This is a genomic window from Spirochaetota bacterium (assembly GCA_034190085.1).
In the GTDB taxonomy this organism is placed as follows: domain Bacteria; phylum Spirochaetota; class UBA4802; order UBA4802; family JAFGDQ01; genus JAXHTS01.
In genome coordinates, this window is sequence record JAXHTS010000030.1 from 64,692 (window position 1) to 80,553 (window position 15,862).

General features: G+C 37.0%; 17 protein-coding genes. 5 read left to right on the top strand and 12 right to left on the bottom strand.

Going from position 1 to position 15,862, the window contains the following annotated elements; translation table 11 throughout:
• Window position 1: 1 nt before the first annotated feature.
• The 3 genes from SVZ03_05690 to SVZ03_05700 all read right to left on the bottom strand — a co-directional run bounded on the left by SVZ03_05690 (window position 2) and on the right by SVZ03_05700 (window position 3,549).
• Window positions 2–1,900 (bottom strand): PAS domain S-box protein, encoded by a 1,899-nt coding sequence (locus tag SVZ03_05690; protein ID MDY6933703.1) that lies wholly within the window; start codon window positions 1,898–1,900, stop codon window positions 2–4.
• A gap of 474 nt (window positions 1,901–2,374) precedes the next feature.
• On the bottom strand, window positions 2,375–2,953 hold the full coding sequence (locus SVZ03_05695; GenBank protein ID MDY6933704.1) for a molybdenum cofactor guanylyltransferase: 579 nt from the start codon (window positions 2,951–2,953) through the stop codon (window positions 2,375–2,377).
• Between the two features lie 233 nt (window positions 2,954–3,186).
• Window positions 3,187–3,549, bottom strand: coding sequence for a NifB/NifX family molybdenum-iron cluster-binding protein (locus SVZ03_05700; GenBank protein MDY6933705.1), 363 nt, complete (start codon window positions 3,547–3,549; stop codon window positions 3,187–3,189).
• Between the two features lie 722 nt (window positions 3,550–4,271).
• Here SVZ03_05700 and SVZ03_05705 point away from each other — a divergent pair.
• Window positions 4,272–5,279: a radical SAM protein gene (locus tag SVZ03_05705; GenBank protein ID MDY6933706.1), complete on the top strand. Its 1,008-nt coding sequence runs from the start codon at window positions 4,272–4,274 to the stop codon at window positions 5,277–5,279.
• Between the two features lies 1 nt (window position 5,280).
• Here SVZ03_05705 and fsa read toward each other — a convergent pair whose 3' ends face one another.
• The 5 genes from fsa to SVZ03_05730 all read right to left on the bottom strand — a co-directional run bounded on the left by fsa (window position 5,281) and on the right by SVZ03_05730 (window position 9,315).
• Window positions 5,281–5,943: a fructose-6-phosphate aldolase gene (gene fsa / locus SVZ03_05710; GenBank protein MDY6933707.1), complete on the bottom strand. Its 663-nt coding sequence runs from the start codon at window positions 5,941–5,943 to the stop codon at window positions 5,281–5,283.
• Window positions 5,944–5,951: 8 nt separating this feature from the next.
• Window positions 5,952–6,401 carry a ribose 5-phosphate isomerase B gene (gene rpiB, locus SVZ03_05715; protein MDY6933708.1) on the bottom strand — a complete coding sequence of 150 codons (450 nt, stop codon included), beginning with the start codon at window positions 6,399–6,401 and terminating at the stop codon, window positions 5,952–5,954.
• 2 nt (window positions 6,402–6,403) lie between these two features.
• Window positions 6,404–7,477 (bottom strand): S-methyl-5-thioribose-1-phosphate isomerase, encoded by a 1,074-nt coding sequence (gene mtnA, locus SVZ03_05720; protein MDY6933709.1) that lies wholly within the window; start codon window positions 7,475–7,477, stop codon window positions 6,404–6,406.
• 22 nt (window positions 7,478–7,499) lie between these two features.
• Window positions 7,500–8,441, bottom strand: coding sequence for a ribose-phosphate pyrophosphokinase (locus SVZ03_05725; protein ID MDY6933710.1), 942 nt, complete (start codon window positions 8,439–8,441; stop codon window positions 7,500–7,502).
• Between the two features lie 97 nt (window positions 8,442–8,538).
• On the bottom strand, window positions 8,539–9,315 hold the full coding sequence (locus SVZ03_05730) for an SAM-dependent chlorinase/fluorinase (GenBank protein MDY6933711.1): 777 nt from the start codon (window positions 9,313–9,315) through the stop codon (window positions 8,539–8,541).
• 292 nt (window positions 9,316–9,607) lie between these two features.
• Between SVZ03_05730 and SVZ03_05735 the strand changes: the two genes are divergently transcribed.
• Window positions 9,608–10,639: an alcohol dehydrogenase catalytic domain-containing protein gene (locus tag SVZ03_05735; GenBank protein MDY6933712.1), complete on the top strand. Its 1,032-nt coding sequence runs from the start codon at window positions 9,608–9,610 to the stop codon at window positions 10,637–10,639.
• Between the two features lie 54 nt (window positions 10,640–10,693).
• Here SVZ03_05735 and SVZ03_05740 read toward each other — a convergent pair whose 3' ends face one another.
• A complete protein-coding gene (locus SVZ03_05740) occupies window positions 10,694–11,152 on the bottom strand; it encodes a MaoC family dehydratase (GenBank protein MDY6933713.1) in 459 nt (152 codons plus the stop codon).
• 531 nt (window positions 11,153–11,683) lie between these two features.
• Here SVZ03_05740 and SVZ03_05745 point away from each other — a divergent pair.
• The 3 genes from SVZ03_05745 (at window position 11,684) to SVZ03_05755 (ending at window position 13,952) form a co-directional block, all read left to right on the top strand.
• Window positions 11,684–12,043, top strand: coding sequence for a hypothetical protein (locus SVZ03_05745; GenBank protein MDY6933714.1), 360 nt, complete (start codon window positions 11,684–11,686; stop codon window positions 12,041–12,043).
• Window positions 12,044–12,109: 66 nt separating this feature from the next.
• Window positions 12,110–12,412 carry a DUF6166 domain-containing protein gene (locus tag SVZ03_05750; protein MDY6933715.1) on the top strand — a complete coding sequence of 101 codons (303 nt, stop codon included), beginning with the start codon at window positions 12,110–12,112 and terminating at the stop codon, window positions 12,410–12,412.
• Between the two features lie 64 nt (window positions 12,413–12,476).
• Window positions 12,477–13,952, top strand: a complete 1,476-nt coding sequence (locus SVZ03_05755) for an acetyl-CoA hydrolase/transferase C-terminal domain-containing protein (protein MDY6933716.1) — start codon at window positions 12,477–12,479, stop codon at window positions 13,950–13,952.
• 194 nt (window positions 13,953–14,146) lie between these two features.
• On the opposite strand, the gene SVZ03_05760 is transcribed toward SVZ03_05755, so the two are convergent.
• The 3 genes from SVZ03_05760 to SVZ03_05770 form a co-directional block, all read right to left on the bottom strand.
• Entirely contained in the window at window positions 14,147–14,995 is an 849-nt protein-coding gene (locus tag SVZ03_05760; GenBank protein ID MDY6933717.1) for a MoxR family ATPase, read from the bottom strand.
• Window positions 14,996–15,069: 74 nt separating this feature from the next.
• Complete coding sequence (locus SVZ03_05765; protein ID MDY6933718.1) at window positions 15,070–15,240, bottom strand: hypothetical protein; 171 nt, start codon at window positions 15,238–15,240, stop codon at window positions 15,070–15,072.
• A gap of 447 nt (window positions 15,241–15,687) precedes the next feature.
• On the bottom strand, window positions 15,688–15,858 hold the full coding sequence (locus tag SVZ03_05770) for a hypothetical protein (GenBank protein ID MDY6933719.1): 171 nt from the start codon (window positions 15,856–15,858) through the stop codon (window positions 15,688–15,690).
• Between the last annotated feature and the right edge of the window lie 4 nt (window positions 15,859–15,862).

Below are 15,862 nucleotides of genomic sequence, written 5' to 3' on the forward strand. Positions count from 1 at the left end.
ATTATTCATTTATAGGCAGTTTAATTGTAAATGTAGTCCCCATGCCAACCCTGCTGCGAATTTCTATTATTCCTCCATGGTCTTTGATTATCCCATATGATACACTGAGACCTAAACCCGTTCCTTCACCAACCTCCTTTGTTGTGAAAAATGGGTCGAAAATTTTTGGTATTATTTCTTCCGGTATTCCATGACCAGTATCAGTAAACTCTATATCAACCCTCCCCCTCTCCTTCTGGTATTTTGTTCTCAGAGTAAATGTTCCCTTTTTACCCATAGCATCTACAGCATTCAGTATAATATTGATAAAAACCTGATTTATCCTTGCGCTATCACATCTCACAGGAGGCAGGTTCATGTCATAATCCTTAACCACCTTAATATTATGAAAAATAACCTGATTTTCCAAAAGGGACATGCCTTGCTGAAGTAACCGATTGATGTCGACCAAGGTCATTTTATAATCAGTCTGTCTTGAAAATTCCAATAATCCCTTTACAATATTCTTACATCTTGCAGCTTCAGATACGATTCGCTTAATATCCTCCTTCCTATCATCAACATCATCCGATTCCTCGAGCATCATGTTAGCAAACATCATTATCCCGCCTAAGGGATTATTGATTTCATGAGCAATACCCGCGGCAAGTTTACCTAGAGCTGACATCTTTTCTGATTGCACCAATTTTAGATGAGTCTCCTCTAATTCTTTCTGCATCCGTTTACTCTCCCTCAAATCAGAGAAGATACCAACACTGGCCACCTCATTAGCGTCCTTGTCATATATTAGTGCAGCTGATAAATTGCATGGAATTTCTTCTCCATCTTTGCTGACTGCCTTCCACTCGATTGTCTCCATCTTGCCAACCCCGCCATATTCCTCGCTTCTAAGCATCTTCATAACCTCTTTTGCAACACCGGGACGATATATCTTTGTAATATGGACGCTATTTATTGCCTCTTCCTTTTTATAACCAAGAAGTTTTTCAGCGCTATCATTAAATATAATAATATTCCCCTTCATATTTGCAGCGATAATGCCATCAACAGAGCTTTCAATTAGATTCCAAAGGAACTCATTCGTCTGCTTGAGGTCATTTTGCAGCTTTTTTTCCTCAGTTATGTTACGAAGGTACACATACATCGTTTTATGATCTTCAGCCTCTTCTGTTTTCGTTACACACATCTCAACAAGATGCAGATTTTTCTTGCCGAAAAGTACGCTTTTTTCGGAATAATAACAGAGGCTATCGCTTCTACCATCGCCATTATAAACCTTATAAAGAAAATTAATTACATCCTCATGATGGAAAAATTCCCTGAAATCTACACCTATTATCTCTGCATACAATTCGTCAATCATTGTAACAGCAGCAGAATTGGCAAACTCGATAATAAAATCTTGATTAATTACAAGAATTGCATCAGCCGCTAATTCTACTGTATTCCTAAAACGCGATTCTAATTTTATGGCTTGTGAGTTAGCGGTTGCTATTTTAGAAAAATCCTCAACCACAATTGATAGGATATTCCCCTCACCATCCGTTAATGGAAAGGCATGAATATGACAATTCACTATTCCAAGATGATTTGATACCTTCATGTCAATGGGATTTGCCTTTAGTAACACCTCAGATATGGGGCATTCACCAGCAACTCCAGTGGATTTACACTCTAATTGATAACACGTTTTACCAATATATTCATTTCGGTCTAGGGAATAAAAATTTTCTGCGGATTTGTTGATATACTCAATGCGGTAATCTGTAGAAAACACCACAATTGGGGCTGACATATATTCATAGTAATCGTGATATACTATATTTTTATTTGAATATTCAAATTTTATTGTATTATTTGGAGATATTTTGATTCTTTTATTTCTTATTGGTGTTCCCAAATATTCCTCCATCAACCCATATTCGTCAATCTAATGACTTTTATTTATATAATATGATAACCCAGTCATGGATTATTATGTTGATTAGATTCCTCTTTTAACCTTTGATATTCAGTTGACGGAGATATATCAATACAAATAATAATCCCTAAATGAGTATCTCTCATTTAGCTGAGATAGAATTTTGGCGCAATTTTTAGTAAATTTCAATAAGTAAACCCTTCCATGGGTCTTCTAGCAGCTTAGTTCGGATAATTTCTAAAAAAAACTTCCTTGTATTTTTTTAGAAATTCTATGGCTGTAAATTACATTTTTGTAATCTATTGAAATTCTGATGCGCTTAAATAATTTACATTAACCACATGGTGTTAAATGTTTAAGGATTAATGAATTCTGTGAAAAAAACCTTGGATATATTTTGTTTACTTTTCTAATATTAACACCTATATGTCAATTATTTTTTAATCATCCTTCCTATACCTTTTTCAGGGAGCCAAATTTTCTAAGATCAGTAGGCCTATTGATATTCATGGATTCATTCCAATTATCCGGATATGAGAGGGCGAGGCAATCTACATAGTTGAAAATCCGCCATAGGGCATATTTCCCCTTGGAGATAACATCATTAACCGCATTGAAGACTGATATATGGTATAGAGTAAAGAGGGTCTCCCAAAATTCCCCACGGAAGGCGACTATTTGATACTCACCCCTAGGCGCAGATATAAGCATATTCAGCCATTCATCTCTAATACCGAGAAGATCGCATGATGTTAGAAAGAGCCATCCCTCTTCTTCCATATCTGAGATAGCTCTGTGCAATCCGCTTATCGGGCCTAAATCCTTTATCTCATCTTCGATTGTCCTTAATCCAAGATAATCGTATTTGTCAGCCTTATCTGCCACAACTGTTATTTTTTTTGCAATAGTTTCAACTGAATGTGCGATATGTACTATCAATGGATTATTATTATATATGACTTTTGCTTTATCTTCTCCAAAACGGGAACTTTTGCCCCCAGAAAGGATGTAAACCGGTACTTTTTCTAGCATACTTCCACGCGGATTTGATATATTATATAATTTGACATATCTAATATAATCGTAATATGTTGAATTCTATAATATTGACACTGATTTTAGTCGATTACAAGCGATTATTGCAAAACAATAAGGATAAAATCGAAATAAACCCAATAATTTTACCTGTGTATTATGAGGGTCTTGTTTACTCCCATCTGCATTTTTTTCACCTTTTTCTTATGTATAATGTTTTCTTATGAAAACTACCAACCACCATCTACAAGATCAGAACTTGCTTTTTCTAATTGTCCATTTAGATAGCTTTCAACTGCCTTTTCCACAGTACCCTTTGCTCCAATATAAACTTCTATACCAGCAGAATTCAGCGTTCTATATGCCTTTGGGCCAATGTTTCCTGTTATAAGGACGCTTGCATTATTATTAGCAATTGTCTGTGCTGCCTGAATACCGGCACCCTCCTTAGCATTGAGATTCTGCGTATTATCAATATTTCTGATTTCACGGTTTTCAATATCAATAATTGCAAAACACTTTGCCCTCCCGAATCTTTGGTCAACATATGCATTAAAACCATTGTCCTGTGCTGTTACTGCTATCCTCATCATTTACCTCCTTTGTTACTTTAGACATTAAATATATACTTGTTATTGAATAATAACATCTTAAGCATAAATAATTCGACCTTTCTACTTGCATAGCATAATGTTTTTCTTTTAGCCTATTGCTCTTAGTTGACAAATCCTAACATTAATTTGATTCTCATTAACTCTATCACTAAGGCAAAATGCTGTCATTATTCGCATAGATTGAAAATTTTTCAATACTCAGACTTATTAATCGGCAAAAAACATGCCAAAATGGAATAATGATTACAAAATATGAGATTACATGAAAGAATACTGATTATTTTTAATAATACAAGCATAATCAAGGGGGAAAAAAATTTGGATAGCATTGAGTAATTTCATATCATAATAGATCAAAAGATTTTAATAGAGAATTGACCTGAAATAATAAATCATGTTGCATTTTGCAATAATATTTATTGAAATTCAAAAACGAACAGGAGGTATCCTAATAGTATGCTATATATTTCAGTAATCCATAAATTCGTTATAATTCTTGACATTTGATTATTATGGTCTATTAAATCTACCTAAGATAAGGTCTTTCCTAAATCTGTTTCATAGAATCCTGCTTTTCAGTAATGGCTCCTATCGTTAGTTGTTGTCTGATTAGTATCGATACCTGAGGAAAGGTTTTAGATATAGTTCAATGATTATAAGACATATATATAGAGAGAAGAATATTCAAAAGTGAATGAAACATGATCAACTATGAGATTCCTCCCTTTAGACCTCCTAGTGAATGCAACAGTCTCCTTCTAAGGGCAACACGGAACTGCCCTTGGAGAAGATGTGAATTCTGCAATATGTACATGGGTACTAAGTTGGAGATTAGAACAGTTGAGGAGATAAAAAAGGATATAGAATCAGCAAAATTATTAACCGATGAGATCATTGATTTCGCAAGAAAGAGTGGACGAGATGATCATATTAGATACATAGCCAGGTATAATGGTATTTCATGGCTTGATGAGGGGGTTGTAAAGAATATCTTTATTGGCGATTCGGACAGCCTAATAATGAAAACAAAGGATCTTGCAGAAGTCACATCATTCCTTTATGAGATCTATCCCTATTTGGAAAGAGTAACCATTTATGCCAGGGCAAAGACTCTATTCAAAAAACATTTAGAAGAGCTTAAAATTCTTAGAAGGGCAGGTTTAACACGCCTTCATGTTGGACTTGAGACCGGAGATGATGAACTGCTCAGATATATAAACAAGGGAGCAACATCTGAAGAGATGATCATTGCCGGCAAGAAGGCCTTGAAGGCTGGATTTGAGCTTTCAGAGTATGTGATGATTGGACTGGGAGGATCAGAAAGATGGGAACAGCATGTTCTTGGAAGCGCAAGGGTATTAAATGAGATAAATCCCCATTTTATTCGGCTAAGAACCCTTAACCTAATGATGGCTCAAAACTCACCACTCTATAAAAAAAGCCAAGATGGCGAGTTTACAGTTCAGTCAATAGTCTCCCTTATCAAGGAGGTGCAAGAACTCATAGAGAGACTCGACGTAACTTCGCAACTCATTGGGAATGATTTTGCAATGAATTATTATATGGGAGACATTGATGGAATTCTTCCAAATGATAAGTCAAAGATGATGCAGTCGCTCGATACTGCTATGAAGTGGTTTTTATCCAAGGAAAAGAAAAGCTCAATGTTGAAATCATTAAATACTTCAAATCCATCAACGTGGGAATAAATCATACTACTTGTGTGAACTCTTTCGGAATCCCTTCCCAATCCCTTAGGAATCGTTCAATGCCAATATCAGTGAGATTATGCTTAAACATAGCTATGATAACCTTGTATGGTATTGTTGCTATGTGAGCGCCCATTAACGCTGCTAATTTTACATGATGAGGATTCCTGACACTGGCGACTATTAGTTCAGTTTGAAAGGAATAGTTATTATATATGTCAACTATCTCTTCAACAATGCCCATCCCATATTCTCCAATGTCATCAAGCCGACCAACGAATGGGCTAACGAAGCTTGCCCCTGCCTTAGCTGCGAGAATAGCCTGACAAGGTGTAAAGATGAGCGTAACATTTGTCCTAATACCTTCATTGGACAATGCATTTACAGCTTTAAGCCCTTCCTGTGTCATGGGGATCTTTATTACAACATTCTTATGGATTTTGGAAAGCTCTCGCGCCTCATTTATCATGCCATCACTTTCCAGGCTGACGGCTTCAGCACTTATAGGGCCATCAACTATTTCACTTATCTCTCGAATATTATCTTTAAAATCTCTCCCCTCTTTGGCTACTAGAGTAGGATTAGTGGTAACTCCATCTAATATTCCTAATTTATTTACTTCTCGTATCTCTTTCACATTTGCAGTATCAATAAAGAACTTCATCTTGCCCCCTAGTATTTGTTATTCTTTTCAATCATATCCAATCTCCTCTGATGACGACCACCCTCAAACTCCGTGTTGATCCATGTGTCTACAATATTAATGGCAACACTTTCACCCGTAACCCTCCCTCCAAGTACTAGGATATTAGAATCATTATGTCTTCTGGACATCTCAGCAGTGTATGCATCATGACAAAGAGCCGCCCGAATCCCAGGTATCCTGTTTGCTACAATGCTCATACCCAAACCAGTTCCACATATTAGAATTCCCCTTATATTTTCCTCACCCACCCTCCTCGCAACCTCACTCCCAATTTTAGGATAATCACAGGATTCAGAGGAATAACAACCCAAATCATCAACGCTGCATCCTATTCCCTTAAGATGTTCGATAATAACCTCTTTAAGTTTAAATCCACCATGATCACTACCAATAATTATTCTATCTCTTTTGCTCATCATTAGTCGATTTCCTTTAATATCTTTGCTAATCCCCTCTCACTTGCTGGGAATATGCCCCGTTCAGTGATTATACCTGAAATATACTCAGCAGGAGTTATATCAAATGCAATATTGAGAGCGCTGCACCCATCAGGTGATATTTTTATCCTGGAAATATTCCCTCCCTCGTCATTCCCAAACATATACAAAGTCTCACTCTCATCCCTCTCTTCAATTGGGATAGATTTCCCGGAAGGACAATTTGGATCTATTGTTGATACTGGGGCTGCGACATAAAAGGGGATGCCATTCTCCTTCGCAACCACAGCGGAAGAATATGTGCCAATCTTATTGGCAATATCTCCATTTTTAGCTATCCTATCTGCCCCTACAATAACTATATCGATTTCCCCTTGCCACATCAAGGCGCCTGCAACATTATCAACGATAATAGTATGTGGGATATCCTCATGTTTAAGTTCCCATGCGGTTAACCTCGATCCCTGGCACCTTGGTCTGGTCTCATCCACATATACGAAAACCCTTTTTCCCTCTTCCTTTGCTGCATAATATATTGGAGATAGAGCAGTCCCCCAGTCAACAAAGGCAAGCCATCCGGCATTGCAATGAGTGGATATTCTTACGCCGTCCTTTAATAGGGTTGCTCCATATTCCCCTATTCTTTTGCAAGCCAAAGCATCCATTTCAGCATACCTCTTTGCCGCCTCAACGGATTTCATTCGCGCCTTCCGGGGATACTCTTCCCCTCTCACCTCATCTAACATCATATCTATAGCTGTAAAAAGGTTTTGAGCAGTAGGTCTAGTATTTCTTAACTCATTAGCAGCCATCTCAATGCATTCAAATAGATCCTCATCGCTTGACTTAAGCGCACTCTGAGCTATACCATAAGCGCCTGCAGCGCCAATTGCGCCCGCGCCGCGGATTGTCATGTTGTTTATAGCGTCTTTTAAAGCCTCCAGGTTATTTACCTCAATAATCTCAAATCGGTGCGGTAGGAGCGGTTGATTTATCATATGGATGGTTGAATCCTCCATCCATATGGTTCTATAATGAACACCATTTACTCTCATTGCTCTTTCCGATGACAAGAAATTATTGAACAAATAGAGAACTCACTGATTCTCCATTGTGAATTCTACGTATTGCCTCCCCAAATAACTTGGAAACTGAAAGTATATGCATATTGGATAATTGTTTTATTTTATCAACTGGTATTGTATCTGTTAGAACAATCTCCTCAAAGGGGGCTTCCCTTAGTTTTTCATATGCTTTTCCAGAGAGGATGCCATGTGTTGCGTAGCAGTAGACTCGATTTGCACCATTATCCTTTAAAGCCCGTGCTGCACCAGATATGGATCCGCCTGTATCAATCATGTCGTCAACCAGTATACAACTCTTTCCATCAACATCACCTATTACATGCATAACTTCAGAGACATTTGCCTGTTCCCTCCGCTTATCAATAATCGCTAAACCAGCCTTCAAACGCTTTGCAAAAAAGCGAGCCCTGTCAACACCACCAGCATCGGGAGATACTACCACCTTTTCATCATCATTCATTTCTTTAAAATAATCAATGGCAATCGCTGAACCAAAAAGGTTGTCAACAGGGATATCAAAAAAACCCTGAATCTGATCAGCATGCAAATCCATAGTGAGCACCCGGTTAGCTCCGGTTGTTTGTATTATGTTCGATATAACCTTAGAAGAGATTGGAACCCTGGGTTCAACTTTTCTATCCTGACGAGCGTAAGCAAAGTATGGTATTACTGCAGTAATACGTCGAGCAGAAGCCCTATAAGCAGCATCAATCATAAGAAGTAGTTCAATTATATGATCATTGCCAGGATAACATGTTGATTGAATAATAAAAACATCCACTTCACGAACATTTTCCATTATTTTTACAGATATCTCACCATCGCTAAATCGTCTCAATTCAATATTCGATAGTTTTATTCCAAGATATTCAGCAATCCTTTGCGAAAGTTCTTGGTTCGAGCTACCAGAGAAGATTTTCATCCTATCTGTCATTATTACTGCTCCTATTAAAATTACTTTATATAAATATCGTAATTAAAAATCAATTTCAAATACGGAAAGAATTTAATCATAGAAGTGACTTGATCGTTTACTTTAAATCAAAGTATATTCTATCACCACTCTTAACCTTCATTTTTTTTGCTGTATTATCCTGATTCATTGATATCTCAACAAAATTCAAACTTCCTGGAATAGTTAATAATTCACCAGGGGATCCGTCTTCATAAGCAATGCTTACTCTATTAATAATCCCTTTATTAACATAAATGGCTTTAATATTGTCCAATAAATCATTTTTTATATTTGTTATTAGATTTCCAAATTTATCAATATAAATTACAGTTGCTATCCCTCTCTTTTTGTCGATCTCAACCCTTGGCATGCTGATGGTATTAAATTTATCTGTTTTTTCCCCTATACTCTCTGGCTTGATGCCTTTTGATAAAAATGCTCCCACTGGTGCGAATATATCCCTTCCATGAAAGGTATTGCTAACTTCAGGCAAAAAATATTTTCTATTATAAATTTCAAAGATTTCCACATCCTCCTTGTCAATTATAAAGGAAGCAATTCCATTATCTGGCACAACAAATGTATAATTATTGGTTTTAATTATCAGTTTATTTCTATTCCCACCAACACCCGGGTCTACTACAGCAATATGAATTGTGCCTGAAGGGAAGAATTTATATGATTGAAATAATACAAAAGCCCCTTCAAATATTTGATGAGACTCTATCTCATGTGTTATGTCAATGATATTAACGGATGGATTTATATTAGCAATAACACCCTTCATCATTCCTACAAAGGGATCACTTAATCCAAAATCCGTTGTCAATGTCACAATTCTACTCTTTTTCACACCCCTGTATTCACCCCTATATCTGGAATTATATAATATCAACTAAAATTCAATATATTTTTATCATTAATTTAAAATATATTAATAATATCTTAATAAAATTAATAGCAATCCTTCACATCCTGAATGCTATAGCGATTTACAGCCATGAGAATGCAAATGTCAATAAAATTGAGTGAAAATTTGGTTGACTTTCAGTTTTGCTTTTTCAAGTATATTAATCATTATATAGTGATGTATAATTATATTATGCTTTAGTAAGTAACATTACAAATGTAGGTAAAAGATATTCATGCAAGTAGCGATGTACTATAGCAACATAGATGTGCGCTTGGAAGAGATGCCAATTCCTCAAATAAGGGATGATGAGTTATTAATTCAGGTGGTAGCTAGCGGCATTTGTGGCAGCGATGTTATGGAGTGGTACCGTCGTGACAAGGTTCCTCTAGTCCTTGGACATGAGGTAGCTGGCGAAGTGATCTCTATTGGCAATGGCGTTGAAAAATTTAAAATAGGAGATCGGGTAGCCTCCACCCATCATGTACCCTGTAACACATGTCATTATTGTCTTAATGATCACCATACAGCATGTATGACGTTACAAAAGGGAACTCACTTCGATCCGGGCGGTTTCGCAGAATATGTAAGAGTCCCTGCTATGAATGTTGATAGAGGAACATTCCATATCCCTGAAAATGTATCCTATGAGGATGCCTCTTTTATGGAACCTCTAGCATGTGTAATAAGGGGGCAAAGGAATGCTAGGTTTAAACCAGGCCTGAGCGTATTGATTATTGGAAGCGGTATCTCAGGATTGCTGCACATCAGCTTAGCACGGGCAATGGGTGCTGGATTAGTTATAGCTGCTGATACAATCCCACAACGCCTGGAAAAGGCAAAGGAGATGGGAGCTGATCTTGTTTTATATGCAGATGAAAATATGATTGAATCGCTTCGCAAAACCAATTCTGGACGCCTGGCTGATATTGTGATTATCTGTCATGGTGAATTTATACCCTATGCTACCAAAGCCGTTGAAAAGGGTGGCACAATACTCTTCTTTGCGTCAGCTCCTGAAGGTGCTACAATACCAAATACGGTAAATGAATTATTCTGGAGAACTGAGGTAACCCTAACCAGTAGCTATGCAGGGAGTCCAGCTGACTGCAGTCTTGCCCTAGCATTAATAAAATCTGGAAACATTTCAGTTGGCAAACTCATTACCCATCGAATCAGACTTGCTGATACCTGTAAAGGATTTCAGGCCGTAGCTGATCCTATTAAGCATAAATCAATTAAGGTTATCGTTGAACCTCAAGCTTAACTTTAGGATTTGATTAACATACTGACATGCTTGATAGATGATCCTGTATAGCATCTAGGTAATGAGAAGAGAAAGGGTTTCTGCTATTAATGCCGGTTTCTCAATTCCTTCTATTTCCATAGTATTTTCAATAGTCATGAGAAATCTGCCATCTCCCTTGTCCGTCACATCCTTGAGTACCCTCTTATTGCGAATTTTTGAACCAACCTTTACCGGCTCTAAAAACCTCACCCTATTAAGCCCATAATTGATTCCCATCTTTATGCCTTCAGGAACTATCATTATAGCGCCGCTTAAACCGGATATCAATGAAAGGGTAAGATAACCATGGGCAATAGTAGCTCCAAATGGACCATCTTTGGCCTTTTGCTCATCAACATGAATCCACTGATGATCATTAGAACAATTAGCAAAGGAGTTGATACGATCTTGATCGATTTCAAACCAATCGGAAATACCTAACTCTGTACCGATATAATTACTTAACTCATCAGGTTTTACAACTTTAGGCATGTTAGGCATAGTTACCTCCTGATAAATATAATCATCATCACTTCAAAAGATTAAAAATTCAAAGACTAAAATGCCTAGGGTAATTATCCTGTCAAAAAACGGATATCTCAACACTTACAATGAGTGTTTATATATACTTTTTATGATCATGAGGGACAGATCTGTCAAGTATGCTTTAAAATTTTTCATTATAAATATAGACCTTTGAATTCTCAATATGCTGATTAAATTTAATAATCAGATTCCTAATGATATTGTTGGTAATATAAGATTATGCAACATTTTTTTTGCATAATTCAGTTTAAAATTCTTGAAATTCTATTCAGGAATATAAAAAATTATTATTCTTTCTAATGAGAAATATACATATAGAAATTGTATTCTCAATCGATGATATTGGGGAGGGTTTTATTTCAATCATCGCTCTGAACAATTAGTGTAATTTACTAGAACAGAAAAGCATATATATCCTTGGTCTCACTAAAATAAATTAATCTGAATAAGCCATTATTATATGAAAATGGAGGATTTATGTCCAACACTAACGACAAGTCAAGACCAATGCCGGGTGATATTGTAAAGATTACTCATAGTAATGTTCCACTTGTCCCAACAGGGACTACTGGAATAATAGAGGGTATGGTGGATAAATATGAAGAAGAATATTTAATTGTCTTCAATTCAGAAGTGCCTTATATGGATGATAAATATGTTAAATGCACAGGCAAGCCTGCATATTTTATCAAATCATGCCGACTAGTATCAACAAGTCAGGTTGATAAGCAACTATTTTGGCGATGGGAAAATAAAATCACAAAATACGGCGAAACATTTTATAAAAAGGATGTTAATATATTTAACCTGGAAATGACAAATAGTGTAATACTATAATCTTACTATAACAAAAATAATTGAAACATTACAAACAGCCCATAGGCTATAAATAAGGGTGAGGATATGAAAATTCATCTTGAAAGTGATTATGTAACAAAAGAAATTAAATTGAATGGGAAAATATTAGATCCTAAAAAGAGCATGGATGTATGGAATTATTGCCCAACTGGATTTATGTGGGGGCATGGAGGATCAGGCTCTTCTCAATTAGCCCTTGCAATTTTACTTGAATTTTTACCTCAGAATGAGGCAGTTGATAGGCATGAGGATTTCAAATGGAAAGTGATTGCTCGCTTACCTCAAGCCAAATTCGATCTTGAGATAGATATTAGCAAGTGGTTGGCTAGTGAGAATTCAACAGGATAGGCTATAGTTCGTATATTTTTAAGGCTAAACAAGAATAAACAGATAGAAACACTGGAGGTAGAGAATGGATTGGAAAGAAGAGTACAGGAGCAAACTGATCTCAGCAGAAGAGGCAGCCAAGCTTATCAAATCTGGAGACAGGGTGATGGTTGCTGGTGGCTCCACAGATCAACCAAAAATTATGAAGGATGCCATATTTGCTCGCAGGGATGAGCTGATGGATGTATCGATTCTTCATTTTTGCCCAATAAAGGAGCCGCCCTGGCTTGAGCCTGGACATGAAGACCACTTTAGGGTCGAAATTACTGGATTCACCTCACCCATCGGTCGTCCTTCTGTTGCTGAAAAGCGAACCGGATTCATTCCCTTGGCATGGGATTGCACCTTAAAGGATTTTGAAAGGGCGAATGAGCATAAGATAATAGATTGGGATCTGGTCACACTCTCACCACCTAATAAACATGGTTTCTGTTCTCTTGGACCAAATCTATGGATAAAGAAGGATTATATCAGAAAGGCGAAGAGGGTAATTGCGGAGGTGGATAATAACATACAATGGTTTTATGGAGATACTACTATTCATATCTCTGAGATAGATTATTTTGTTGAGCATACCCCTGAGATTATCACTGATGAGGACTTAATCAATGCAATTGCAGATATTGAACCTGAGGAAAAGAGGAGAAAGATTGAAGAGTATGGTAAGCAGATATTGCCTCAGATGCGTCCTATGGTTTTAGAATTATTCAGCCTGTTTGATGTTGCCACAATAGATTCATTTGCCGATACAATAGGATTAGTTCCACCAAAGGAGGCGGAGGCGATTGCGGGCTATGTTAATACGCTAATCAATAGTGGCGATACCTTTCAGATAGGTCAGGGATCCCCAAGTGCATATATGCACCGCTTCGGGGCCTTTGATGGCAAGGAGGATCTGGGATATCATGGAGAGATGACTGCAAGAGGGATTGGAACAATGATCAAAGAAGGACAGATCACGGGAAAATATAAAAACTTTAACCAATATAAATCCATCTTCTCATCCCTAGATGGAATGAGTCCTGAAGAGTTGGAATATGCATCTGAAAATCCCTTGATTGAGATTTACGCTACCAATTGGGTTACATCAATCCCGATTGTTGCTGCCAATGACAATATGGTAGCCATTCAGAATGGCATCTCAGTTGATCTTACTGGACAGATCACTGCTGAAACCATTTTCGGTAGTGAACCACTCAATGGTCCTGGAGGGCAACCGCCCTCTCACATAGGCGCACTCTATTCTAAGGGTGGAAGGGGGATTACTGTTCTGCGATCTTCAGCAATTAATGGTACAGTATCCTGTATTGTCCCCCAATTCGATCCAGGAACTGTAGTAACCATAGCGAGATGCTATGCTGATTATATTGTGACAGAGAATGGTATAGCTCGGCTTATGGGGAAAACATTACGTGAAAGGGCTGAAGAGCTTATCTCAATAGCACATCCTGATTTCAGATCCGATTTAATGAAGGAGGCCAAAAGACTATTCTGGCCTTAGGTTGTAATAACTGATATGCTATGATTTTAGAAGTTTGATAGTATTTATGCTATTGGGAATTGGAATTGCTATCCCTTCCTCAACAAGAGGTTATTTCTGTAACCTCCTTGAATATTATCACATCCAGGATTAGTAATGCCTTCTCCTTATTCAACTAAACGATTTATGATTGAACAGTCTGTTCTTAGATGCAATCAATAGGATAAGTATGCCCCATTGCCCTCTTTCCCTTTGGCTTTCAATTCCAAATGCAAAGAAAGCAATATGGATTCCATCACATCCTTGTTTACCTGTAGGCTATCAATAAAAGCCTCTTGGACAGAAGCTCCTATTGCCACAAGCTCGGCAATCATGAGTGTATGTCGAATAGAAACAATGATTGGCTCCTGTGTATTCCCTCTCAATTGATTAGCAATGTTTACAATAGTAAGCGCCTCAGCTTCATCAACACCTGTTTTCAAACTTAATACCTTTAACTCAATATCTGATGGCAGATAATCCATATACATACTATAAAATCTATCCCTCAACGCGGCATCCAGCATCTCAGTGCCTACAAATTCATCTCCCTCATTGAGGGTTGCAAAAAATACCACCTCATCCGCAACCTTGATCAATCCTAATTCATCTATCCATACCTGTCTATCATCTGAAAGTATTGAAAATAACATATTCAATGCCTTTGGATGCTCAGGACGGTTAATCTCCTCAAGATGAATCACACAACCTGGAGTCTGAATTGCCTGAGGAAAGAGAAATTGCTGGTAATATGTCTCTCCATCCTTTAATCTATGGTCTCCAAATAATTGACCTGGCTCAGATAGAATACCAATTTGAAATGTAGCTAAACATCTATTATTTTTTGCTGCAAACTGTCTAACCATAGTAGATTTGCCACATCCCTGTCTTCCGGTGACTAAGACATTAACTGGATGTTTTTTGGAAAGCACATCAATTCGGTCCAATGACTTTATCTCTTTTTCATTCAAGAAAAAGTTTTCCTCTGACTTCGGAATACTTGCTGATAAGTCTAATCCTTGCATATTTATACTCCCCTAATTATTATAATTATCGAATGAATACTATGTGCTGATGTTCAATTTCGATATAACGATATTTAACTGTAAAATAACTCACGTTGACGTTCAGTCAAGAAATCCTCTAACTTAGGGTTATTATGTCTCATGTTTGCTCTTCTAAGTTCAGATATAATCTTCTTGGCTTCAGCTAGCGTATCACTGTCAGCCTCTTTTGTAATAGCTGATAGTTTACGTGAGAGTTCAATCATATCCTCTATTTCTTCTCCAATCGCTTCGGGTTTATTTAGTATATTCCTTGCACCACACTGGGGGCACTCGCGCAGTTCACTGGCGCATGTAGCAGGTCACCCGGCAGGAGCAATAAACTTGAATTCACTATAATCGGCCTCATGCTCACATTTATCACACCTCAATTTCATATTACACACCTCCCTCATTTTGAATAATATAAATAACAGGATGCTCCTTTGACTTTTTTTACATCACCTCATAGCAGCTATATCCTGTCAAATCAAAAACATTTATAACCTCAATACTCAATTTGATTGACTATTTTGAATAATCTCATGTCTGCAAAATAACCTAGATTATAAAATACTTATCACACCCTTGAAAAACAATAGGGGTTATTTCTTATCTATATATGTATTCTTACAAAATAATTAACATTAAACCCCTGATAAAAGATAAAATCCCTAACTGTAGAATAATTCACGTTGACGCTCTGTTAAGAATAGATCTAACCTCGGATTGTTATATCTCAGGTTTAATTCTCTCAGTTTAGAAATTATCCTCTTAGCCTCTGCCAGCATCTCACTATCATCAGATTTAGATATTGATGCTAATATCTGGGAGAGTTCTATCATCTCA

Coding starts and splice junctions, on each gene's coding strand:
- SVZ03_05765 (MDY6933718.1), bottom strand. CDS start 15,240: ATGATTGAACTCTCACGTAAACTATCAGCTATTACAAAAGAGGCTGAC.
- fsa (MDY6933707.1), bottom strand. CDS start 5,943: ATGAAGTTCTTTATTGATACTGCAAATGTGAAAGAGATACGAGAAGTA.
- SVZ03_05735 (MDY6933712.1), top strand. CDS start 9,608: ATGCAAGTAGCGATGTACTATAGCAACATAGATGTGCGCTTGGAAGAG.
- SVZ03_05700 (MDY6933705.1), bottom strand. CDS start 3,549: ATGATGAGGATAGCAGTAACAGCACAGGACAATGGTTTTAATGCATAT.
- SVZ03_05750 (MDY6933715.1), top strand. CDS start 12,110: ATGAAAATTCATCTTGAAAGTGATTATGTAACAAAAGAAATTAAATTG.
- SVZ03_05725 (MDY6933710.1), bottom strand. CDS start 8,441: ATGACAGATAGGATGAAAATCTTCTCTGGTAGCTCGAACCAAGAACTT.
- SVZ03_05755 (MDY6933716.1), top strand. CDS start 12,477: ATGGATTGGAAAGAAGAGTACAGGAGCAAACTGATCTCAGCAGAAGAG.
- SVZ03_05740 (MDY6933713.1), bottom strand. CDS start 11,152: ATGCCTAAAGTTGTAAAACCTGATGAGTTAAGTAATTATATCGGTACA.
- SVZ03_05745 (MDY6933714.1), top strand. CDS start 11,684: ATGTCCAACACTAACGACAAGTCAAGACCAATGCCGGGTGATATTGTA.
- SVZ03_05705 (MDY6933706.1), top strand. CDS start 4,272: ATGATCAACTATGAGATTCCTCCCTTTAGACCTCCTAGTGAATGCAAC.
- SVZ03_05760 (MDY6933717.1), bottom strand. CDS start 14,995: ATGCAAGGATTAGACTTATCAGCAAGTATTCCGAAGTCAGAGGAAAAC.
- mtnA (MDY6933709.1), bottom strand. CDS start 7,477: ATGAGAGTAAATGGTGTTCATTATAGAACCATATGGATGGAGGATTCA.
- rpiB (MDY6933708.1), bottom strand. CDS start 6,401: ATGAGCAAAAGAGATAGAATAATTATTGGTAGTGATCATGGTGGATTT.
- SVZ03_05770 (MDY6933719.1), bottom strand. CDS start 15,858: ATGATAGAACTCTCCCAGATATTAGCATCAATATCTAAATCTGATGAT.
- SVZ03_05695 (MDY6933704.1), bottom strand. CDS start 2,953: ATGCTAGAAAAAGTACCGGTTTACATCCTTTCTGGGGGCAAAAGTTCC.